General features: G+C 59.7%; 17 protein-coding genes. 12 read left to right on the top strand and 5 right to left on the bottom strand.

The window, feature by feature from the left end:
• The first annotated feature begins 4 nt into the window (after positions 1-4).
• The 8 genes from B9Q17_RS03880 to murB are packed head-to-tail and all read left to right on the top strand — an operon-like array spanning position 5 to position 6,382.
• The gene (locus tag B9Q17_RS03880; protein WP_022989133.1) at positions 5-631 is read left to right on the top strand and encodes a flagellar polar localization protein PocA; all 627 of its coding nucleotides are present in this window, start codon (positions 5-7) and stop codon (positions 629-631) included.
• Positions 632-636: 5 nt separating this feature from the next.
• Entirely contained in the window at positions 637-1,062 is a 426-nt protein-coding gene (locus tag B9Q17_RS03875; protein ID WP_094624178.1) for an ExbD/TolR family protein, read from the top strand.
• On the top strand, positions 1,059-2,831 hold the full coding sequence (gene msbA / locus B9Q17_RS03870) for a lipid A export permease/ATP-binding protein MsbA (RefSeq protein ID WP_094624177.1): 1,773 nt from the start codon (positions 1,059-1,061) through the stop codon (positions 2,829-2,831). The genes B9Q17_RS03875 and msbA overlap by 4 nt, the downstream gene beginning before the upstream one ends.
• Entirely contained in the window at positions 2,828-3,889 is a 1,062-nt protein-coding gene (gene lpxK, locus B9Q17_RS03865) for a tetraacyldisaccharide 4'-kinase (protein WP_058340705.1), read from the top strand. The genes msbA and lpxK overlap by 4 nt, the downstream gene beginning before the upstream one ends.
• Positions 3,882-4,070, top strand: a complete 189-nt coding sequence (locus B9Q17_RS03860; protein WP_022989129.1) for a Trm112 family protein — start codon at positions 3,882-3,884, stop codon at positions 4,068-4,070. Before lpxK ends, B9Q17_RS03860 begins: the two co-directional genes overlap by 8 nt.
• A 17-nt stretch (positions 4,071-4,087) precedes the next feature.
• On the top strand, positions 4,088-4,873 hold the full coding sequence (kdsB, locus tag B9Q17_RS03855) for a 3-deoxy-manno-octulosonate cytidylyltransferase (protein ID WP_094624176.1): 786 nt from the start codon (positions 4,088-4,090) through the stop codon (positions 4,871-4,873).
• A complete protein-coding gene (locus B9Q17_RS03850) occupies positions 4,866-5,357 on the top strand; it encodes a low molecular weight protein-tyrosine-phosphatase (protein ID WP_022989127.1) in 492 nt (163 codons plus the stop codon). Before kdsB ends, B9Q17_RS03850 begins: the two co-directional genes overlap by 8 nt.
• On the top strand, positions 5,354-6,382 hold the full coding sequence (murB, locus tag B9Q17_RS03845) for a UDP-N-acetylmuramate dehydrogenase (protein ID WP_094624175.1): 1,029 nt from the start codon (positions 5,354-5,356) through the stop codon (positions 6,380-6,382). Before B9Q17_RS03850 ends, murB begins: the two co-directional genes overlap by 4 nt.
• Positions 6,383-6,454: 72 nt before the next feature.
• Here murB and B9Q17_RS03840 read toward each other — a convergent pair whose 3' ends face one another.
• Entirely contained in the window at positions 6,455-8,188 is a 1,734-nt protein-coding gene (locus tag B9Q17_RS03840; protein ID WP_094624174.1) for a proline--tRNA ligase, read from the bottom strand.
• A gap of 123 nt (positions 8,189-8,311) precedes the next feature.
• Here B9Q17_RS03840 and B9Q17_RS03835 point away from each other — a divergent pair, with 123 nt between their 5' ends.
• Positions 8,312-8,935: a TetR/AcrR family transcriptional regulator gene (locus B9Q17_RS03835; protein ID WP_094624173.1), complete on the top strand. Its 624-nt coding sequence runs from the start codon at positions 8,312-8,314 to the stop codon at positions 8,933-8,935.
• Here the strand turns inward: B9Q17_RS03835 and B9Q17_RS03830 are convergent.
• Positions 8,923-9,420: an Lrp/AsnC family transcriptional regulator gene (locus B9Q17_RS03830; protein ID WP_094624172.1), complete on the bottom strand. Its 498-nt coding sequence runs from the start codon at positions 9,418-9,420 to the stop codon at positions 8,923-8,925. The genes B9Q17_RS03835 and B9Q17_RS03830 overlap by 13 nt on opposite strands.
• Before the next feature lie 137 nt (positions 9,421-9,557).
• Between B9Q17_RS03830 and leuA the strand changes: the two genes are divergently transcribed.
• Positions 9,558-11,252, top strand: coding sequence for a 2-isopropylmalate synthase (gene leuA, locus B9Q17_RS03825; RefSeq protein ID WP_022989122.1), 1,695 nt, complete (start codon positions 9,558-9,560; stop codon positions 11,250-11,252).
• A 102-nt stretch (positions 11,253-11,354) separates the two neighbouring features.
• Here leuA and B9Q17_RS03820 read toward each other — a convergent pair whose 3' ends face one another.
• The 3 genes from B9Q17_RS03820 to xseA form a co-directional block, all read right to left on the bottom strand.
• Positions 11,355-11,564 (bottom strand): cold-shock protein, encoded by a 210-nt coding sequence (locus B9Q17_RS03820; protein WP_022989121.1) that lies wholly within the window; start codon positions 11,562-11,564, stop codon positions 11,355-11,357.
• Positions 11,565-11,892: 328 nt separating this feature from the next.
• Positions 11,893-13,809 (bottom strand): propionyl-CoA synthetase, encoded by a 1,917-nt coding sequence (locus B9Q17_RS03815; RefSeq protein ID WP_094624171.1) that lies wholly within the window; start codon positions 13,807-13,809, stop codon positions 11,893-11,895.
• 70 nt (positions 13,810-13,879) lie between these two features.
• Positions 13,880-15,259: an exodeoxyribonuclease VII large subunit gene (gene xseA, locus B9Q17_RS03810; RefSeq protein WP_094624170.1), complete on the bottom strand. Its 1,380-nt coding sequence runs from the start codon at positions 15,257-15,259 to the stop codon at positions 13,880-13,882.
• Between the two features lie 190 nt (positions 15,260-15,449).
• Here xseA and guaB point away from each other — a divergent pair, with 190 nt between their 5' ends.
• Both guaB and guaA read left to right on the top strand, forming a co-directional pair.
• Positions 15,450-16,913 carry an IMP dehydrogenase gene (gene guaB, locus B9Q17_RS03805; protein WP_094624169.1) on the top strand — a complete coding sequence of 488 codons (1,464 nt, stop codon included), beginning with the start codon at positions 15,450-15,452 and terminating at the stop codon, positions 16,911-16,913.
• Between the two features lie 64 nt (positions 16,914-16,977).
• A complete protein-coding gene (gene guaA / locus B9Q17_RS03800; RefSeq protein WP_094624168.1) occupies positions 16,978-18,555 on the top strand; it encodes a glutamine-hydrolyzing GMP synthase in 1,578 nt (525 codons plus the stop codon).
• The last annotated feature ends 41 nt before the right edge of the window (positions 18,556-18,596 follow it).

The following is an 18,596-nucleotide window of genomic DNA, read 5'->3' as shown; positions in this document are numbered from 1 at the left end:
AAGCGTGTTCGAGCTGTTGAAAGCCGGTGGCATCCTGATGGTGCCTATTGTTGCCTGTTCCATTCTGGCCCTTGCCATCGTTCTGGAGCGATTCTGGTCTTTGCGTGCTTCCCGCGTAGCGCCGCCGCAATCGATCAATGAGCTCTGGCGCTGGATCAAGAAAAAAGAGCTTAACGGTCGCAAGCTCAAAGCCTTGCAGGGCTCCTCTCCGCTGGGCCGGGTTCTGGCCGGTGGTCTGATCAATGCCAAGCATGGCCGTGAGGTCATGAAAGAAAGCATCGAACACGAAGCTAGCCAGGTTATCCACGAGCTGGAACGGTTCCTGAACCCGCTGGGAACCATTGCTACCATTACCCCGCTGCTGGGTCTGTTGGGGACGGTTATCGGTATGATCAAGGTATTCGCCGAGATCCAGCTGGCCGGTGTCGGTAACGCAGGCAACCTCGCAGGCGGTATTTCCGAAGCCCTGATCACCACGGCTGCAGGCCTGAGCGTTGCTATTCCGGCACTGATCTGCCATCGCTATTTTATCCGCCGCGTTGACGAGCTGGTGGTTAACATGGAACAGGAAGCCATAAAGCTGGTGGAAGTGGTTCATGGTGACCGTGAAATCGACGTGGAAGGAGCCTGAACACAGTGAAGTTCAAGCGCCAACGAAGCCAGGAAGTCGGGGTAGACCTGACGCCACTGATCGACGTGGTGTTTCTGCTGCTGATTTTCTTTATGGTATCCACCACCTTTACCCGGGAAAGCCACCTGGAAGTGGAATTGCCGCAAGCCAGTGGTGATCCGGCAACGCCGTCTGAAGTGCGCCAGATTGACGTGGTGATCAATGTCGAAGGCCAGTACATCCTGAATGACAGGACATTGGTGAACAACCGGCGCGAGACCCTGGAGCGGGGTGTCAGGGAACTGGCTGAGGGAGATAGCAACCTGCCGTTTATCATCACGGCAGATGCCCGTACTCCCCACGAATTTGTTGTGCGCGCCATGGATGTGGCCGGTCGCCTGGGGTTTGCGAAACTGAGCATAACCACAGAGCGGGAGGCTGACAGCCAGTGATCGATTTAAGGCCGGAACCGCTCAAAGCTCCGCCGGTTGGAAGCTGGACAACCTACAAGCGCCTGCTCACCTACGTAAAACCTTTCTGGCTGGCGTTTTCGCTGGCGGTGCTGGGCAACATTATCTACGCGGCGGCGTCTACCGGTATGGCGGCAGCCATGGAGTATGTGATCACCGCCATCGAAAACCCCACCGACCAGAACCGGATGCTCCTGACCGGCCTGATCGTTGGTGTGTTTGCCCTGCGCGGCCTGGGTACCTTCTTCAGTCAGTATTTCATCAGCTATGTGGGCCGTAATGTCATCAACGCCCTGCGTAACGATGTTTTTGACCGGCTGATGACCCTGCCATCCCGTTACTTCGACGACAACGCCGCCGGCCGGCTGGTGTCCAAGCTGACGTTCAACGTGGAGCAGGTGGCGGAAGCGGCCACCAATGCCATCACCATTACCCTGCGCGAAGGCCTGACCATTGTCGGCTTGCTGGGCTTCATGCTGTACACCAACTGGAAACTGACCCTGGTGTTCCTCACCGTGGGGCCGGTGATTGGTTTCGTGGTCAGCTATGCCAGTAAACGCTTCCGCCGGATCAGCAAGCGCATTCAGGGCTCCATGGGTGATATTACCCACGTGGCCTCGGAGTCCATCACCGGTTACCGGGTGGTGCGTACCTTTGGAGGCGAAGACTACGAGCGGGAGCGTTTCCGCGATGTCAGCGAGCGCAACCTGAAGCAGAGCCTGAAAATGGCTTCCACCCAGGCCATCAGTGTGCCGGTGATCCAGGTGCTGGTGGCAATTGCCATTGCGGCCCTGGTCTGGACCATGCTGGCCCCGGAAATTCGCGGTGAAATGACCACCGGACAACTGGTTGCTTTTATCACTGCAGCAACCACCATGGCGAAGCCGATCCGCCAGGTAACTTCGGTGCACGCCAAGATCCAGAAGGGTGTGGCCGCCGCCTACGACGTGTTCGAAACCATGGACGAACAGCCGGAAGAAGACCGTGGCGGATTCGCGCCGGAGCGGGTGGAAGGCCGTATCGAGTTTGACCAGGTATCTTTCCGCTACCGCGACCAGCTGGATAACGTACTGGAAGGCATTTCCCTGAGCATTCCGGCGGGCCAGAGCGTTGCCCTGGTCGGGCGCTCCGGCAGTGGCAAGTCCACACTGGTGAGTTTGTTGCCCCGGTTCTACGAGTTCACTGGCGGTGATATCCGCATCGACGACCATTCCCTGAAAGAATTCTCCCTGCAGGCGCTGCGTTCGCAGATTGCCCTGGTAAACCAGAACGTGGTGCTGTTCAACGACACCATCGCCGCCAACATTGCCTATGGCGCGTTGCGGGATTGCAGCCGTGAGGAGATTCGGGAAGCAGCGGCCAAGGCCCATGCCCTGGAGTTTATCGACCGCATGCCGGAAGGGCTGGATACCATGATCGGCGATAACGGTGTGATGTTGTCGGGTGGTCAGCGACAGCGGCTGGCCATTGCCCGGGCGCTGCTGAAGAACGCGCCGATCCTGATTCTGGATGAGGCCACTTCGGCGCTGGATACCGAGTCTGAGCGGCATATCCAGGAAGCGCTGGAAACGGTCATGGAAGGGCGGACAACGCTGGTGATTGCGCACCGTCTTTCCACTATCGAGAAAGCCGACCGGATCCTGGTGATGGACAAGGGCCACATTGTTGAATCCGGTAACCACGACGAACTGCTGGCGGCCGATGGCGCCTATGCCCAGCTGCACCAGATTCAGTTCAGCGAGCAGGCATGAGTACCAGCCTGGTCGATCGGCTTTGGTACGGGCGGGGCAGGCCACTGGCCCTGCTGACGCCACTGGCCTGGCTTTACCGGGCGGTGTCGGAATCCCGGCGCCGGAAGGCCTGGCAGGCCCGTAACGAATCCCTCCCGGTACCCGTGGTGGTGGTGGGTAACATCACCGCCGGTGGCACCGGCAAGTCGCCCCTGACCGCCCGGCTGGTGCAGCGCATGAAGCAGGAAGGCTGGAAACCGGTCATTCTGAGCCGGGGCTACGGCGGCAAAAGCAATCACTACCCCCTGTTAGTCAGTGAAGGCACTTCGCCGGGTGTGAGCGGTGATGAGCCCCTGATGCTGGCCCAGGCAACCGGTTGCCCGGTGGTGGTGGATCCGGAACGGTGCCGGGGCGCTGCCTGGGCACTGGAGAACGGTCTGGGCGACGTGCTGATCTGCGATGACGGACTGCAGCACTACCGGCTGCCAAGAGATATCGAGCTGGCGGTGTTTGATGCCCGGCGGGGCATCGGCAACGGTGCGATTATTCCGGTAGGCCCATTGCGGGAGCCGGTCGAGCGCCTGGGCAGTGTCGATTTTGTCATCCTTAACGGCGCCGGATTCCCCGAAGCAGGTGAGACCCTGGACAGCTTTGCCGGCGTTGACCATCCGGATATCCATGCCATGGAGCTGGTGCCCTCCGCCCTGGTGAACCTGAATTCCGGTGAGACCGTGCCCCCGGAAAAGCTGAAAGGCAAACCGGTACGGGCGGTGGCAGGTATCGGCAACCCCGGGCGATTCTTCGACACGCTTCGTGGCCTGGGTGCCCACGTTAATGAAGTGCCATTTCCTGACCATCACCATTTCCGCCCGGAAGACCTGGCCTCCGGCGCCCTGGAGTGGCTGGTGATGACCGCCAAGGATGCGGTGAAATGCCGTGGCTTTGCGCCAGACAACGCCTGGGTGTTGACGGTAGAGGCCCGGGTATCGGAACCTTTTGAACAACGTTTTATCGAGCGGCTCAGGGAGTGTTCCGGGCAGCTGAAACCACATGATACCGAGAGATCTGACCATGGATAAGAAACTGCTGGGCCTGCTGGCCTGCCCGGTCTGCAAGGGTGAACTCAAGCTTAACGAAGCCCGCACCGAACTGATCTGTTACCAGGATGCCATGGCATTCCCGATCCGTGAGGGTATTCCGGTGATGCTGGCGGTTGAGGCACGGACACTGAGCACCGACGAACGTCTCGACAAGCACTGATCTGTACGGGGTAGTCCATGTCTTTCACCGTTGTTATCCCGGCCCGTTACGCTTCCAGTCGACTGCCCGGCAAGCCCCTGGCAATGATAGCCGGCAAGCCGATGATCCAGCATGTGTGCGAACGCGCGGCAGAAAGCCGTGCCAGCCGCGTGGTGGTTGCCACCGATGATGCCCGCATTGAAGAAGCCTGCAGGGGGTTCGGAGCCGAGGTGGTGATGACCTCACCGAACCACGCCAGTGGCACCGACCGGCTGGAAGAAGTGGCCCGCAAGCTTGAGCTCGATGCCGACCACCGGGTGGTGAATGTACAGGGCGACGAGCCGCTGATTCCACCGGCCCTGATCAACCAGGTGGCCGAGAACCTGGAGCTGTACCCGGAAGCCGAGATCGCTACGTTGTGCGAGCGGCTCCACGATGCCCGCCAGGTGTTTAATCCGAATGTGGTGAAAGTGGTGTTCGACGCCCGTGGTATGGCCCACTATTTCAGCCGTGCGCCCATTCCCTGGGCCCGGGATTTCTGGCCGGCCAATGCGCCAGCGGTGGATGTAGACCTGCCCGACGGTGTGGGTTATTTCCGCCATATCGGCATCTATGGTTACCGCGCCAGCGTGTTGCGGCAGTTCGTCACCTGGCCGCCTGCGCCTACCGAGCAGGTAGAGGCGCTGGAACAATTGAGGGCGCTGTACAACGGCGCCCGTATCCATGTGGACATTGCCGAGCGGCCACCGGCGGCTGGCGTGGACACCGAAGAAGACCTGGCCCGGATTCGGGCATTGCTTGAAGCGGGAGGGCGCTATGTCTGATGCAGCATCTGGAAAAGTCAGCGTTCTGTTTGTCTGCCTGGGTAACATTTGCCGCTCGCCGAGCGCGGAGGGCGTATTCCGGCAGCTGGCCGCAGAACAGGGCTTGCTGGAAAGCCTGCATATTGATTCCTGCGGCACCGGTAACTGGCACATCGGCAAGGCCCCGGATGCCCGCGCCACCGCCGCAGCGGAGCGTCGCGGCGTCGATATTGCGGAGCTTCGGGCGCGGCAGATCCAGGCCGAAGATCTTGACCGGTTTGACTATGTGCTGGTGATGGACCGTTCCAACCTGGCCGATGTACGGGATATCTGGAACCAGAACGGTGGCACAGAGCCCCGGCTGTTCCTGGAGTTCGGTCGATCCGGCCATGCCGAGGTGCCAGACCCCTACTACGGCGGTGAGGACGGCTTCGAGCAGGTGCTGGACCTGATCCATGAGGCCAGCGAAGGCCTGCTGGAATCCATCCGGGAGCGGCTGGCTTGAGCCGACTGCCCGAGATCCGTGAGCAGGTCAGCCTGCAAGGCCTGAACACCCTGGCAGTGCCGGCTAAGGCCCGTTATTTTGCGGATATTACCACCGCCGACGAGCTTGAAGCGGCCCTTGACTGGGCCCGCGAGAATGGCCAGCAAACGCTGGTACTCGGTGGTGGCAGTAACCTGGTCTTCGCCGGGGACTTCAACGGTCTGGTGCTGCACATGGCGCTCCGGGGTCGTACCTGGGAGCAGGTGCGGGAAGACGACGCGGTACTGGTGCTGGCGGCCGGGGAAAACTGGCACGATGCGGTGCTGTATGCGGCCCGCTCTGGTTACCGGGGTATCGAAAACCTGGCACTGATCCCCGGCACCGCTGGAGCCGCGCCTGTCCAGAACATCGGTGCCTACGGGGTGGAGCTGTGCGACACCCTGAAAACGGTCACGGCCCTGGATCGCACGACCATGGAAGTGGTCGAGTTACCGGCGGCCGACTGCGAGTTCGCCTACCGGGACAGCCTGTTCAAGCATCAGCCCGGTCGTTACATCATTCTTGAAATCCGCCTAGCCCTGTCCCGAACCGAGCCGATGAAACTCGGTTACCGTGACTTGCAGGAGTACCTGGGATGCGAGGAAACTGATCAACTGACGCCCCTGGCTGTGGCGGAAGCGGTGATGGCAGTTCGCCGCCGAAAACTGCCGGACCCGGCTGTGCTGCCCAATGCCGGAAGCTTCTTCAAGAATCCGGTGGTCAGCCAGGCGCAATTTGAAGATATCGTTAGCCGTTTCCCGGACGTGGTGTCCTACCCGGTCGCCGAAGGCGTCAAACTGGCGGCAGCCTGGCTGATCGACCAGGCCGGCTGGAAGGGTTACCGGAACGCAACGGTCGGCGTGCATAACCGCCAGGCACTGGTGCTGATCAATCATTCCGGGGGCAGCGGGCAGGACATCCTGGCACTGGCGCAGGAGGTGCGGGAATCGGTGCGGAACAAGTTCGGGGTGGGGCTGGAGCAGGAACCGGGTATCGTCGGTAACTGAGACTTTGTTGCAGTGTTACCTGCCTTCAGCGAGCGGCCAAGCCGGCCACCCGCCAAAGACCAGACGGGCGGGTCAGAGCCCGCCTTTGGGTGAGGCCTTCACCAGGAAGGGCAGGGCTTCTTCCAGGGCAATATCCTGTTTATCTTCATCGCGACGGCCCTTGTATTCCAGGGTACCGGCCGCCAGGCCCCGCTCGGAAACCACAAACCGGTGCGGAATGCCCATCAGTTCCATGTCCGCAAACTTCACGCCCGGGCGCTCGTTCCGGTCATCCAGCAACACATCGTAGCCAGCCTGGCGAAGTTGTTCGTAAAGCTTGTCACCGGCTTCGGCCACTACGGCGTTCTTGTGGGCGTTCAGGGTAACGATAGCCACTTCGAACGGAGCAATGGCGTCGGGCCAGATAATGCCCTTGTCATCGTGGTTCTGCTCAATGGACGCCGCCACGATGCGGGACACACCAATACCGTAGCAGCCCATCTCCATGATCACGGCCTTGCCGTTCTCGTCCAGTACAGTGGCATTCATGGCCTGGCTGTACTTGTTGCCCAGCTTGAAGATGTGGCCCACTTCGATACCGCGGCGGATCTCCAGTGTGCCCTTGCCGTCCGGGCTCTGGTCACCTTCCACTACGTTGCGCAGGTCTTCCACCCGGCCCAGGGCTACATCACGCTCCCAGTTCACGCCGGTCAGGTGATAGTCATCCTTGTTGGCACCACATACGAAGTCCGCCAGGTGGGCGGCACTGCGATCGACAATGACCGGCACCGGCAGGTTAACCGGGCCGATGGAGCCGGGATTACAACCAATGGCTTCCACGATTTCTTCATCGGTGGCCATGGTCAGCGGCTCGGCAATGCCGGCCAGGTTTTCAGCCTTGATCTCGTTCAGGGTGTGGTCGCCGCGCAGGATCAGCGCCACTAGGCCGGATTCGCCGTTCTCGTCGGCTTCGCCTTTTACCAGCAGGGTTTTCACGCTGCGCTCTGCCGGCAGGCCCAGGAACGTAGACACCGCTTCAATGGTTTTCTGGCCCGGGGTGTGTACTTCCTGCATGGCTTCGCCCGGTGCTGCGCGTTCGCCCGCCGGAGCCACGGCCTCGGCTTTCTCGATGTTCGCGGCGTAGTCACTTTCGGTGCTGAACACGATGGCATCTTCACCGGAGGAGGCCAGCACGTGGAACTCGTGGGAAGCGCTGCCGCCGATAGAACCGGAATCCGCCTGCACCGGGCGATAATCCAGGCCCAGCCGATCAAAGATGTTGCAGTAGGTCTGGTGCATCAGCTGATAGGTATCATCCAGGGACGCCGCGTTCACGTGGAACGAGTAGGCGTCTTTCATGATGAATTCCCGGGCGCGCATCACACCGAAACGCGGGCGGCGCTCGTCGCGGAACTTGGTCTGGATCTGGTAGAAGTTGGCCGGCAGTTCCTTGTAGCTCTTGAGCTCGTTACGGATCAGGTCGGTGATGACTTCTTCATGGGTCGGGCCGAAGCAGAAATCCCGGCCATGGCGGTCGTTCAGGCGCAGCAGTTCGCCGCCGTACTGCTCCCAGCGGCCGGATTCCTGCCACAGTTCTGCGGGCTGAACGGCGGGCATCAGCACTTCCTGGGCACCGCTCTTGTCCATTTCTTCACGAACAATCCGCTCTACCTTGCGCAGGGTACGTAGCCCCATGGGCAGCCAGGTGTAAAGGCCGGCGGCCAGTTTGCGGATCATGCCGGCGCGCAGCATCAGCTGGTGGCTGATGATCTCGGCATCGGCGGGGGTCTCTTTCTGGGTGGCAATCAGGTAGCGGCTTGCTCGCATGGTGTCTTCCGTTTTTTGAAATCCGGGGTTAAGACTAATTGGCAGGTCTGTTGGCCTGACTCTGCCTTTCTTTGTCGTAAAGTGGGCGTTATTGTACGGAGCCTGCTGCACAAGGTACAGATAATGACTGACGAATCTATCGACGTAACACCACGCCGAAAGCCTGTACAGGCCCGGAGCAGGGAGCGTGTAGACGCCATCTTGCGGCACGCCGCTGCGATCTTTCACGAGAACGGGGTAGACGGCACCAGCATGTCGGCCATTGCCCGGCAGTCGGACATGTCGCTCGCCTCCCTTTACCGGTATTTCCCGAACAAGGCGGCCATCGTCCACGCCATTGCCGAAGGCCATGTGGAGAAAATGGAACGTGCACTCAGGGAGAAGCTGCCGAAACTTGGCCTGGATGAGGCCATCGAAGTGCTGATCGAGCAGTTCTACACCTTCTACCGCACCGAGCCTGCCTATTCGGCCATCTGGAGTGGCGTTGAAGCCATGCCCGAGTTGCGGGACCTGGACCTGCGAGAGCTCTACAACAACGCCAGTGACCTGGATGCACGCCTGCAACAGGAATACCCTAACCTGCCGGATGACCGCCGCTGGAATGCCAGCCTGTTACTGCCGCGGGCGGCCGGATCCATTCTGCGGCTGGCAGCGACACTGCCGGACCAGCAGGGCCGGCAACTGGTCGGTGAACTGAAAGTGATGACCCAGGCCTATGTGGCCGAGCTGATCCGTCAGGAAAGGTAGCCCAGGGGCAGGGCGGTGCTGTCGATTACCCGCCGCAGAACAAAGCTGGAATGCACGCCACTGACCCCCGGGATACGGGTAATCCGGTTCAGCAGGAACTGGTGATAGTGGTCCATGTCGGGCACCACAATCTTCAGCATGTAGTCGGCGCTCTGGCCGGTAATCAGGTAGCACTCCTGGACTTCCGGGTATTCGGCAACCTGTTCCTCGAAGGCGGCAAACCGCTCCGGTGTGTGCCGGTCCATGCCGATCAGGGTAATCGCCGTCAACGCCAGCCCCAGTTTCTTGTGATCCAGGATGGTCACGGTGCGGATGATGATTCCCGCTTCCTCCAGGGCCCTGACCCGGCGCAGGCAGGGCGACGGCGATAACCCCACCTTTTCGGCCAGCTGCTGATTGGTCAGCGAACCGTCTTTCTGCAATTGTTCGAGGATTTTCCTGTCTGTTTTGTCGATTTGTATCAGGGTCTTTTCTTTTGTGGGCATTTTATTCTTTATAACCTTTAAAGATGGCAATTATATGTCGTAAAGTTAGTGAAAGCGCCCCGAAATAGCAACCAAATAGCGCCGCAGCGGCGTTAGAATGGTGTCATTACACAGACCCGTGAAAGGAATTGTCAGATATGGCCTTTGATCATCGTAAATACGTTGCCTTCAAGCCGGTTGCCAAGAAAGACCGCCGCTGGCCCGACCAGGTTATCGAAAAAGCCCCCACCTGGTGTGCCGTTGACCTGCGGGATGGTAACCAGTCCCTGATCAAGCCCATGTCCGTTGCCCAGAAGCAGCGTTTGTTCGATTTGCTGGTCAAGCTTGGCTTCAAGGAAATCGAAATCGGTTTCCCGGCGGCCAGTCAGCCGGACTTCGATTTCTGCCGTAAGCTGATCGAGGAAAACCGCATTCCTGAGGATGTGAAAATCCAGGTGTTGACCCAGGCCCGCCCGGAACTGATCGAGCGTACCTATGAAGCGCTGGCAGGTGCGAAGCAGGCGATTGTGCACGTGTACAACTCCACCTCTACGGTCCAGCGGGAGCAGGTGTTCGGCCTGGATCGTGACGGTATCCGCGAGATTGCCGTAAATGGCGCCACCCTGGTGAAAGAAATCGCGGCTCGCCACCCGGATACCGACTGGACCTTCCAGTATTCGCCCGAGAGCTTTACCGGCACCGAGCTGGACTTTGCCGCGGAAGTGATCAATGCAGTCACCGACGTCTGGCGTCCGGACCAGGGCCAGCCAGTAATTATCAACCTGCCGGCCACGGTGGAGATGTCCACGCCCAACGTGTTTGCCGACCAAGTAGAGTGGATTTGCGAGAACATTCGCTACCGCGAGCACATCAGCATCAGCCTGCACACCCACAATGACCGGGGGTGTGCGGTTGCCGCCGCGGAGTTGGGTGTCATGGCCGGCGCTGACCGGGTAGAGGGTACACTGATGGGCAATGGTGAGCGCACCGGTAACATGGACCTGGTGACCATGGCCATGAACCTGTACTCCCAGGGCATCGACCCGACCCTGGATTTGTCCGGTATGGCGGAAATCACCGAGGTGGTGGAAGCCTGCACCGAGATTTCCACTCATCCGCGCCATCCGTATGCAGGTGAGCTGGTATTTACCGCCTTCTCCGGCAGTCACCAGGATGCGATTCGCAAGTGCCTGGCACGGCGCAAGGAAGGCGACGTCTGGAACGTAGCCTACCTGCCGATCGACCCGTTCGACGTGGGCCGCCGGTACGAAGAAGTGGTGCGTATCAACAGCCAGTCCGGTAAGGGTGGCGTTGCCTACGTGCTGGAGCGGGACTATGACATTACCCTGCCGCGCTGGTTGCAGATTGAGTTCAGCAAGGTGGTGCAGCGTGAGGCCGAAACCAATGGTGGCGAGATCGATTCCCACACCATTCACCGGTTGTTCGAAGACCGCTATCTGAAGGTGTACGGTGACTGGTCATTGCGTTCGTATGACCTGCACCGGGACGAAGACGGCGTGCGCGCAGAAGTGGTTGTAGGTGGCGAGAAGGCACCGGTTACCCTGGAAGGGCGCGGTCTGGGTGCGGTAGAAGCCGTGTCGGACGGCCTGGCCAAGCGCTTTGGTGTAACCGTCGCCGTAGAGGCCTATGACGAGTTTGCGCTGGGTGAGGGCACCAACGCCAACGCACTGGCGTGTATCCGCCTGACGGCCAATGGCCAGCACTGCAGCGCTGCTGCCCTGGCCGAAGACACCACCTCGGCGACCCTGCAGGCCCTGTTCTCTGCTGTGGCCCAGGCTGTAGGTACGGAAATGCCGGCAGCCAAGGCGCCGGAACCGACTGAAACCGCCTGAAGACTCCGGCGATCAAGCCAGAACGCAAAACGGCCGGCAAATTTGCCGGCCGTTTTGTTTTCCGTCTGCCCGTGAGGGGCATCCGGCGGGGAACGCGCGCCCTTACAGAGGGGTTACGTTTTCCGCCTGCGGGCCTTTCGGGCCCTGGGTAACGGTAAACTGTACCTGCTGGCCTTCAGCCAGGGTACGGAAACCGTTTGAGTTGATTGCACTGTAGTGAACGAAAACGTCACTGCCGCCTTCCTGGGCGATGAAGCCAAAGCCCTTGGATTCGTTGAACCACTTCACGTGGCCGGTTTTGGTATCGGACATCGATCTTTCCTGTCTTACTGAAATTTGCCCTCACGGGACCTTCATTTTTGCACTTAGGCAGTTATGAGCTGAAACATCCGGAGCGTACTGAGGAAGGGGCAACGAAAAGCCGGGGCAGGACGTTGGAACGCATTCGCCAAATACCGCTGCAGAGGTTCACAGCAATTTTCAGTATAGACCGAGTTTGTGGGGCGTCAATTATTTTCTGAAGATTGATTTTCTTGTTTTTGTTGATAAAAAACAATGAGTTGTAATTAAAATGACATCAAGGCCTGTTCCGTCGGGAGCAGGCCTTGATGGGTTTTCTTACGGTAGGGTCCGGGGCGGATCAGCGTCCGAATTTTTCGCTGATTTCTTCCAGGATTGCCGGGTCGTCGATGGTGCTGGGTACGTTGTACTGTTCACCGTCGGCGATCTGCCGGATTACCCGCCGCAGGATTTTGCCTGACCGGGTTTTCGGTAGCCTTTCCACCACAATGGCGCGGCGGAAGCAGGCGATAGCGCCGATCTTCTCCCGCACCATTTCCACCAGTTCCTCTTCGAGCTCGTCCTGGTCGATGGTGGCGCCGTCCTTGATCAGTACCAGGCCGACCGGGATCTGGCCTTTCATATCGTCGTGGGCACCTACCACGCAGCATTCGGCGATGGCCGGGTGAGAGGCAACCACTTCTTCCATTTCGCCGGTGGACAGGCGGTGGCCCGCCACGTTGATCACGTCGTCGGTACGGCCCATCACGAACACGTAGCCGTCATCGTCAATAAAGCCACCATCGCCGGAGCTGTAGAAGCCTTCGATGGGCCGCAGGTAGCTGTTCAGGAAGCGCTCGTCGTCGCCCCATACGGTCATCAGGCAGCCCGGTGGCAGCGGTAATTTAACGGCAATCTGGCCTTGCTCGCCGGCGGGTACCTGGCGGCCGCCCATATCCACCACCTGAACGTTGAAGCCGGGGGAGGGTACCGTGGCGGAGCCGGGTTTGGTGGCCATCATTTCAATGCCCACCGGGTTGCAGCAAATGGCCCAGCCGGTTTCGGTCTGCCACCAGTGGTCCAGCACCGGCAGGCCGGTGTGTTCTTTCAGCCACTCGTAGGTGGGCGGGTCCAGTCGCTCACCGGCCAGGAAGATACGCTTGAGGGAAGACACATCGTACTTGGCCAGATGATCCGCTTCCGGGTCTTCCTTGCGCACGGCGCGGAAGGCAGTCGGAGCGGTGAACAGCATGTTCACCTTGTGTTCCTCAACCGCGCGCCAGAAAGCGCCGGCATCCGGGGTGCGTACCGGCTTGCCTTCATAGAGGATGGTGGTGCAGCCGGTAAATAGCGGCGCGTAGATAATATAGCTGTGGCCAACCACCCAACCGACGTCCGAGGCCGCCCAGAACACATCTCCGGGCTTGGCGTCATAGACCAGTTCCATGCTGTATTTCAGGGCGACGGCGTGGCCGCCGTTATCCCTTACCACGCCCTTGGGCTTGCCGGTGGTGCCGGAGGTGTACAGCACGTACAGCGGATCATTGGCTTTAACCGGTACCGGGTCTGCGGGGCTGGCTGCGGCAGAAACGGTGTTCCAGTCAAAGTCCCGGCCGTCCTGCATGTCTGCCTTTGCCTGCGGGCGTTGGTAGACCACGCAGAATTCCGGCTTGTGGCTGGATTGCTCGATGGCTTTATCCACCAGCGGCTTGTATTCGATCACCTTGGTGATTTCGATGCCGCAGGAGGCCGTCAGCAAGGCCTTGGGCTTGGCGTCTTCAATCCGTACCGCCAGTTCGTGGGCGGCAAAACCTCCGAACACCACCGAGTGGATGGCACCAAGGCGGGCGCAGGCCAGCATGGCAATGGCGGCCTGGGGAATCATCGGCATATAGATGATTACCCGGTCGCCTTTTTCGATACCGCGATCACGCAGGGCGCCGGCAAAGCTGGCCACTTCGTCACGCAGTTCGTTGTAGGTGAATTTCTGGCGGGTATCGGTAACGGGGGAGTCGTAAATCAGGGCGGTCTGGTCGCCGCGGCCGGCGCGGATGTTGGCGTCCAGCGCTACGTCACTGGTATTGAGTACACCATCGGGAAACCATTCGCCGTGGCCGTTATCCTTGGCCTGCCAGATGGTCTTGGGTGGCTCGATCCAGTCGATGTTTTGCGCCTGGTCGCGCCAGAAGTCGTCCCGCTGATCAATCGACCGACGGAATTCGGCGTTGTAGCTCATGTGCTCCACCTCAGTTGTATCGTTTTTTATTTTAGGGTTGATGGCTACAACTGTAGGGGCTTTGAAAAAGGGGGCTACTAGACCATAGGCGTAGTTTTGATCGGTTCCGGGCCTATTCTGTGACGGAATTGACTTTCGTCACTTCCGCCGACACGTTGCCCTGCCCAAACCGGGCGCTGATGGCCTGGCCGGCTGACAGCTGATCGGCACTCCGTACGATGCGATTCCGGTCATCCCGCACGATGGCGTAGCCGCGGCCTAGGGTGGCCAGCGGGCTGACCACGTTCAGGGTCTGGGCATTCAACTGGAGCTTTTCCTGCTGCTGCCGCAGGTTCTGGCGAATGGCTTTGTCCAGCCGTTCATTCAGCCGCTGCACCTGCTCCCCGGCATTCTGCAGGGTTTTTGCTGGCGACTGGGTGCCCAGGCGCTGCGCCAGGTGTCCGGTTTTAAGTTGCTGTTGCTGCAGCGTCAGGTTCATGGCCTTGTTCAGGCGCATGTCCAGCTCGTCCATGCGCTGGGCTTTGTCCTGGAGTTCCCGGCGCGGGTCCCGAAGCCTTGCGGCCAGGTGGCCGAGTTGCTGGTCCAGCCGGAGCAGCAAACGGCGGGCGGATTGCCCCAGCCGGAGTTGCTGTTCAGCCAGCCGGCGCAGCCACTGGCTTTGATCCGGCGAGATTTTTTCCGCTGCGGCAGAGGGGGTGGGTGCCCGAAGGTCTGCCACGAAATCGGCAATGGTAACGTCCACTTCATGGCCCACTGCACTGACGGTGGGAATAGAGCATCCGGCAATCGCCCGGGCGACGGCTTCTTCGTTAAAGCACCAGAGGTCCTCCAGCGAGCCGCCGCCCCGGCCAATGATCAGCACATCCGCCACGCCATGGCGCCGGGCGCGATCAATTGCGTTAACAATATCCGCTGTGGCGGCCTGGCCCTGAACGGCAGTGGGGTAGAGCGTGACCGGAATGGCCGGGCAACGCCGTGCCAGCACGGTGAGAATGTCGTGAATGGCTGCGCCGGTGGGTGAAGTGACCACGCCGATGTGGCGCGGGGTAACGGGCAGGGGCTTTTTGCGAGCCGGGTCGAACAGGCCCTCGGCCTGCAGTTTCATTTTCAGGGCTTCAAATGCCTGCTGCAGCGGCCCCAGGCCGGCAGGTTCCAGGTGTTCTACGATGATCTGGAAGTCACCCCTGTTCTCGTAGAGGGTCACCTTGCCGCGAATGCGGATCTGGTCGCCTTCTTTCGGCAGGGTGCGAATACGCTGGTTCGCCCCGCGAAACATGGCGCAGCGTATCTGGCATTTCTGGTCTTTCAGCGAAAAGTACCAGTGGCCGGACGATGGCCGGGAAAAGCTGGACAATTCGCCTTCCACCCACACCTGCATGAAGCTGGATTCGAGCAGGTGCCTGGCCTGATGATTGAGTTCGGAAACGCTCAGTGCTCTTGGGCGGGTGTCCGGATAGGGGGGTATCAAAGGGCGGGCTCCCGGTTTTTTCATACGCAATAGCCGAAGGTGACAGGCAAAAATAACGTAAATTCAGAAAGATGCAACCAAACCGCAAAAACCCTGCGGTTTACTGTGTTCTGTCACCACTTTATAATAGATCGATTAAGGATTTTGCTTTGTTGCACCGCCGCGGGTGCAGCTGGGAAATTCCAAACTTAGCATGTTCAAAAGGCGGACCCAAATGCTGCGTATTGCCGAAGAAGCCCTCACGTTTGATGACGTTCTCCTGGTTCCCGGATTCTCGGAAGTTCTACCTCACCAGGTTGAGCTGAAAACCCAGTTGACCAAAGGTATCACCCTGAACATTCCGCTGGTATCAGCGGCCATGGACACGGTAACCGAAGCTGAGCTGGCGATCGCCATGGCGCAGGAAGGCGGCATTGGCATCATGCACAAGAACATGACGGTTGAACAGCAAGCTGCTGCGGTACGCAAGGTCAAGAAATACGAAAGCGGTGTGGTGAAAGACCCGATTACCGTTAACCCGGACACCACTGTGCGGGAACTGGTTGATATCACCATGGCCAACAGCATCTCTGGCCTGCCGGTGGTGGATGGCAACGACCTGGTAGGTATCGTTACCGGCCGTGATATCCGCTTTGAAAGCCGCATGGATACCCCGGTGCGGGATATCATGACGCCGAAAGACAAGCTGGTGACTGTCAAAGAAGGCGCCAGCCTTGAAGGTGTGAAAGAGCTGCTGCACCGCCATCGCATCGAGAAAGTGCTGGTGGTAAACGACGACTTCCAGCTGCGCGGCCTGATTACTGTTAAAGATATTCAGAAGGCCAAGGATTACCCACTGGCCTGTAAAGACGAGCAAGGCCGACTGCGTGTTGGTGCTGCGGTGGGTACCGGTGGCGACACCGAAGCCCGTATTGCCGCACTGGCCGAAGCCGGTGTAGACGTGATCGTGGTAGACACGGCCCACGGCCACTCCAAGGGTGTGATTGACCGGGTTCGCTGGGTCAAGCAGAACTACCCGGATGTGCAGGTGATTGGTGGCAATATTGCGACTTCCGCAGCAGCCATCGCCCTGGCCGACGCAGGCGCAGATGCCGTGAAGGTTGGTATCGGCCCCGGCTCCATCTGCACCACCCGTATTGTGGCAGGTATTGGCGTGCCCCAGATTTCTGCGGTTTCCAATGTAGCCGCTGCCCTGAAAGAGCGCGGTGTGCCGTTGATTGCCGACGGTGGCATCCGGTTCTCCGGTGATATCGCCAAGGCCATTGCCGCTGGCGCCCACGCGGTGATGGTTGGCAGCCTGCTGGCCGGTACTGACGAAGCCCCGGGTGAAGTCGAACTGTTCCAGGGTCGTAGCTATAAGGCCTACCGTGGTATGGGTTCCCTGGGTGCCATGGGGCAGGGCTCCAGCGACCGTTACTTCCAGGACGCCAGCAAAGGTATCGAAAAGCTGGTTCCGGAAGGTATCGAAGGTCGTGTTGCCTGCAAGGGCCCGATGCGTAACATCGTGCACCAGCTGGTTGGCGGCCTGCGTGCCTCCATGGGTTACACCGGCAGCGCCACCATGGACGACATGCGTACCAAGCCTGAATTTGTGCGGATTACCAATGCCGGTATGCGTGAGAGCCACGTTCACGACGTGACCATCACCAAGGAAGCGCCGAACTACCGCATCGGTTAATTCAGCCTGATCTGATGCGGCCCGGTTTCCGGGCCGCGTTGTTTTTTTAAAGCCCGAGGACTCCATGGCTCAGAACATTCACGACCACCGTATCCTGATTCTTGATTTCGGTTCCCAGTACACCCAGCTGATCGCCCGTCGCGTTCGGGAAATCGGGGTTTACTGCGAGATCAAGGCCTTTGATATCACAGACGAAGAACTCGCCGAGTTCAATCCCAAAGGCATCATTCTGGCCGGTGGTCCGGAGTCGGTAACCCAGCTGGGTGGTCCCCGTGCTCCGGAAGGCCTGTTCGACAAGGGCATCCCGGTTCTGGGCATTTGCTATGGCATGCAGACCATGGCCGAGCAGCTCGGCGGCCGAGTGGCCAGCTCCGAGAAGCGCGAGTTCGGTTATGCCCAGGTTAAGGTTCGTGCCAAGGGCCCGCTACTGGCAGATATTACCGACCACCTGACGCCGGCTGGCGATTCCCTGCTGGACGTCTGGATGAGCCACGGCGACAAAGTAGTTGCCATGCCGGAAGGCTTCGAGCTGCTGGCGTCTACCGAAAGCGCGCCGGTTGCCGCCATGCAGGACCTGAGCCGCAACCTGTACGGCGTTCAGTTCCATCCGGAAGTCACTCACACCCTGCAGGGTAAGCGCATCCTCGAGCACTTTGTCCTGACCATCTCCGGTTGTGAGGCTCTGTGGACCCCGGCCAAGATCGTTGACGATGCCGTTCGCCAGATTCGCGAGCAGGTGGGTTCCGACAAGGTGCTGCTGGGCCTGTCCGGTGGCGTTGATTCCTCGGTCACCGCCGCGCTGCTGCACAAGGCCATTGGTGATCAGCTGACCTGCGTGTTCGTGGATAATGGCCTGCTGCGCCTGCACGAGGGCGACCAGGTGATGGACATGTTCGCCAGCAACATGGGCGTGAAGGTTATCCGAGCCGATGCCGAAGACCTGTTCCTGTCCAAGCTCAAGGGCGAGAACGATCCGGAGCAGAAGCGGAAGATCATTGGTAACACCTTTATTGATGTGTTCGATGCTGAAGCCGCGAAGATCAAGGATGTGAACTGGCTGGCCCAGGGCACCATCTATCCGGACGTGATTGAATCCGCTGCGTCCAAAACCGGTAAAGCCCATGTCATCAAGTCCCACCATAATGTGGGTGGCTTGCCGGAAACCATGAAGATGAAACTGGTGGAGCCGCTGCGCGAGCTGTTCAAGGACGAAGTCCGCAAGATCGGCCTCGAGCTTGGCCTGCCGTATGACATGGTCTACCGCCACCCGTTCCCGGGTCCGGGTCTGGGTGTGCGTATCCTTGGCGAAGTAAAGAAGGAATACGCCGAGATCCTGCGCCGCGCCGACGCCATCTTCCTGGAAGAGCTGCACCGTGCCGACCTGTACCACAAGACCAGTCAGGCCTTTGCGGTGTTCCTGCCAGTGAAATCGGTGGGTGTAGTGGGTGATGCCCGCCGCTACGAATACGTGATCGCGATCCGTGCCGTGGAAACCGTGGACTTTATGACCGCACGCTGGGCGCGGCTCCCGTACGAAGTGCTTGAGACTGTCTCCAACCGGATCATCAACGAAATCTCCGGCGTCTCGCGGGTTACCTACGATATCTCTTCCAAGCCGCCTGCGACCATTGAATGGGAGTAGGGGGCAGGGCTGACTAGCATCAGAAGGCGGCAAGCAGAAAT

Source organism: Marinobacter vinifirmus (genome assembly GCF_002258215.1).
In the GTDB taxonomy this organism is placed as follows: Bacteria; Pseudomonadota; Gammaproteobacteria; order Pseudomonadales; family Oleiphilaceae; genus Marinobacter; species Marinobacter vinifirmus.
The sequence above is the reverse complement of the archived record's forward strand: the minus strand, read 5'-3'. Positions and strand labels throughout refer to the sequence as shown.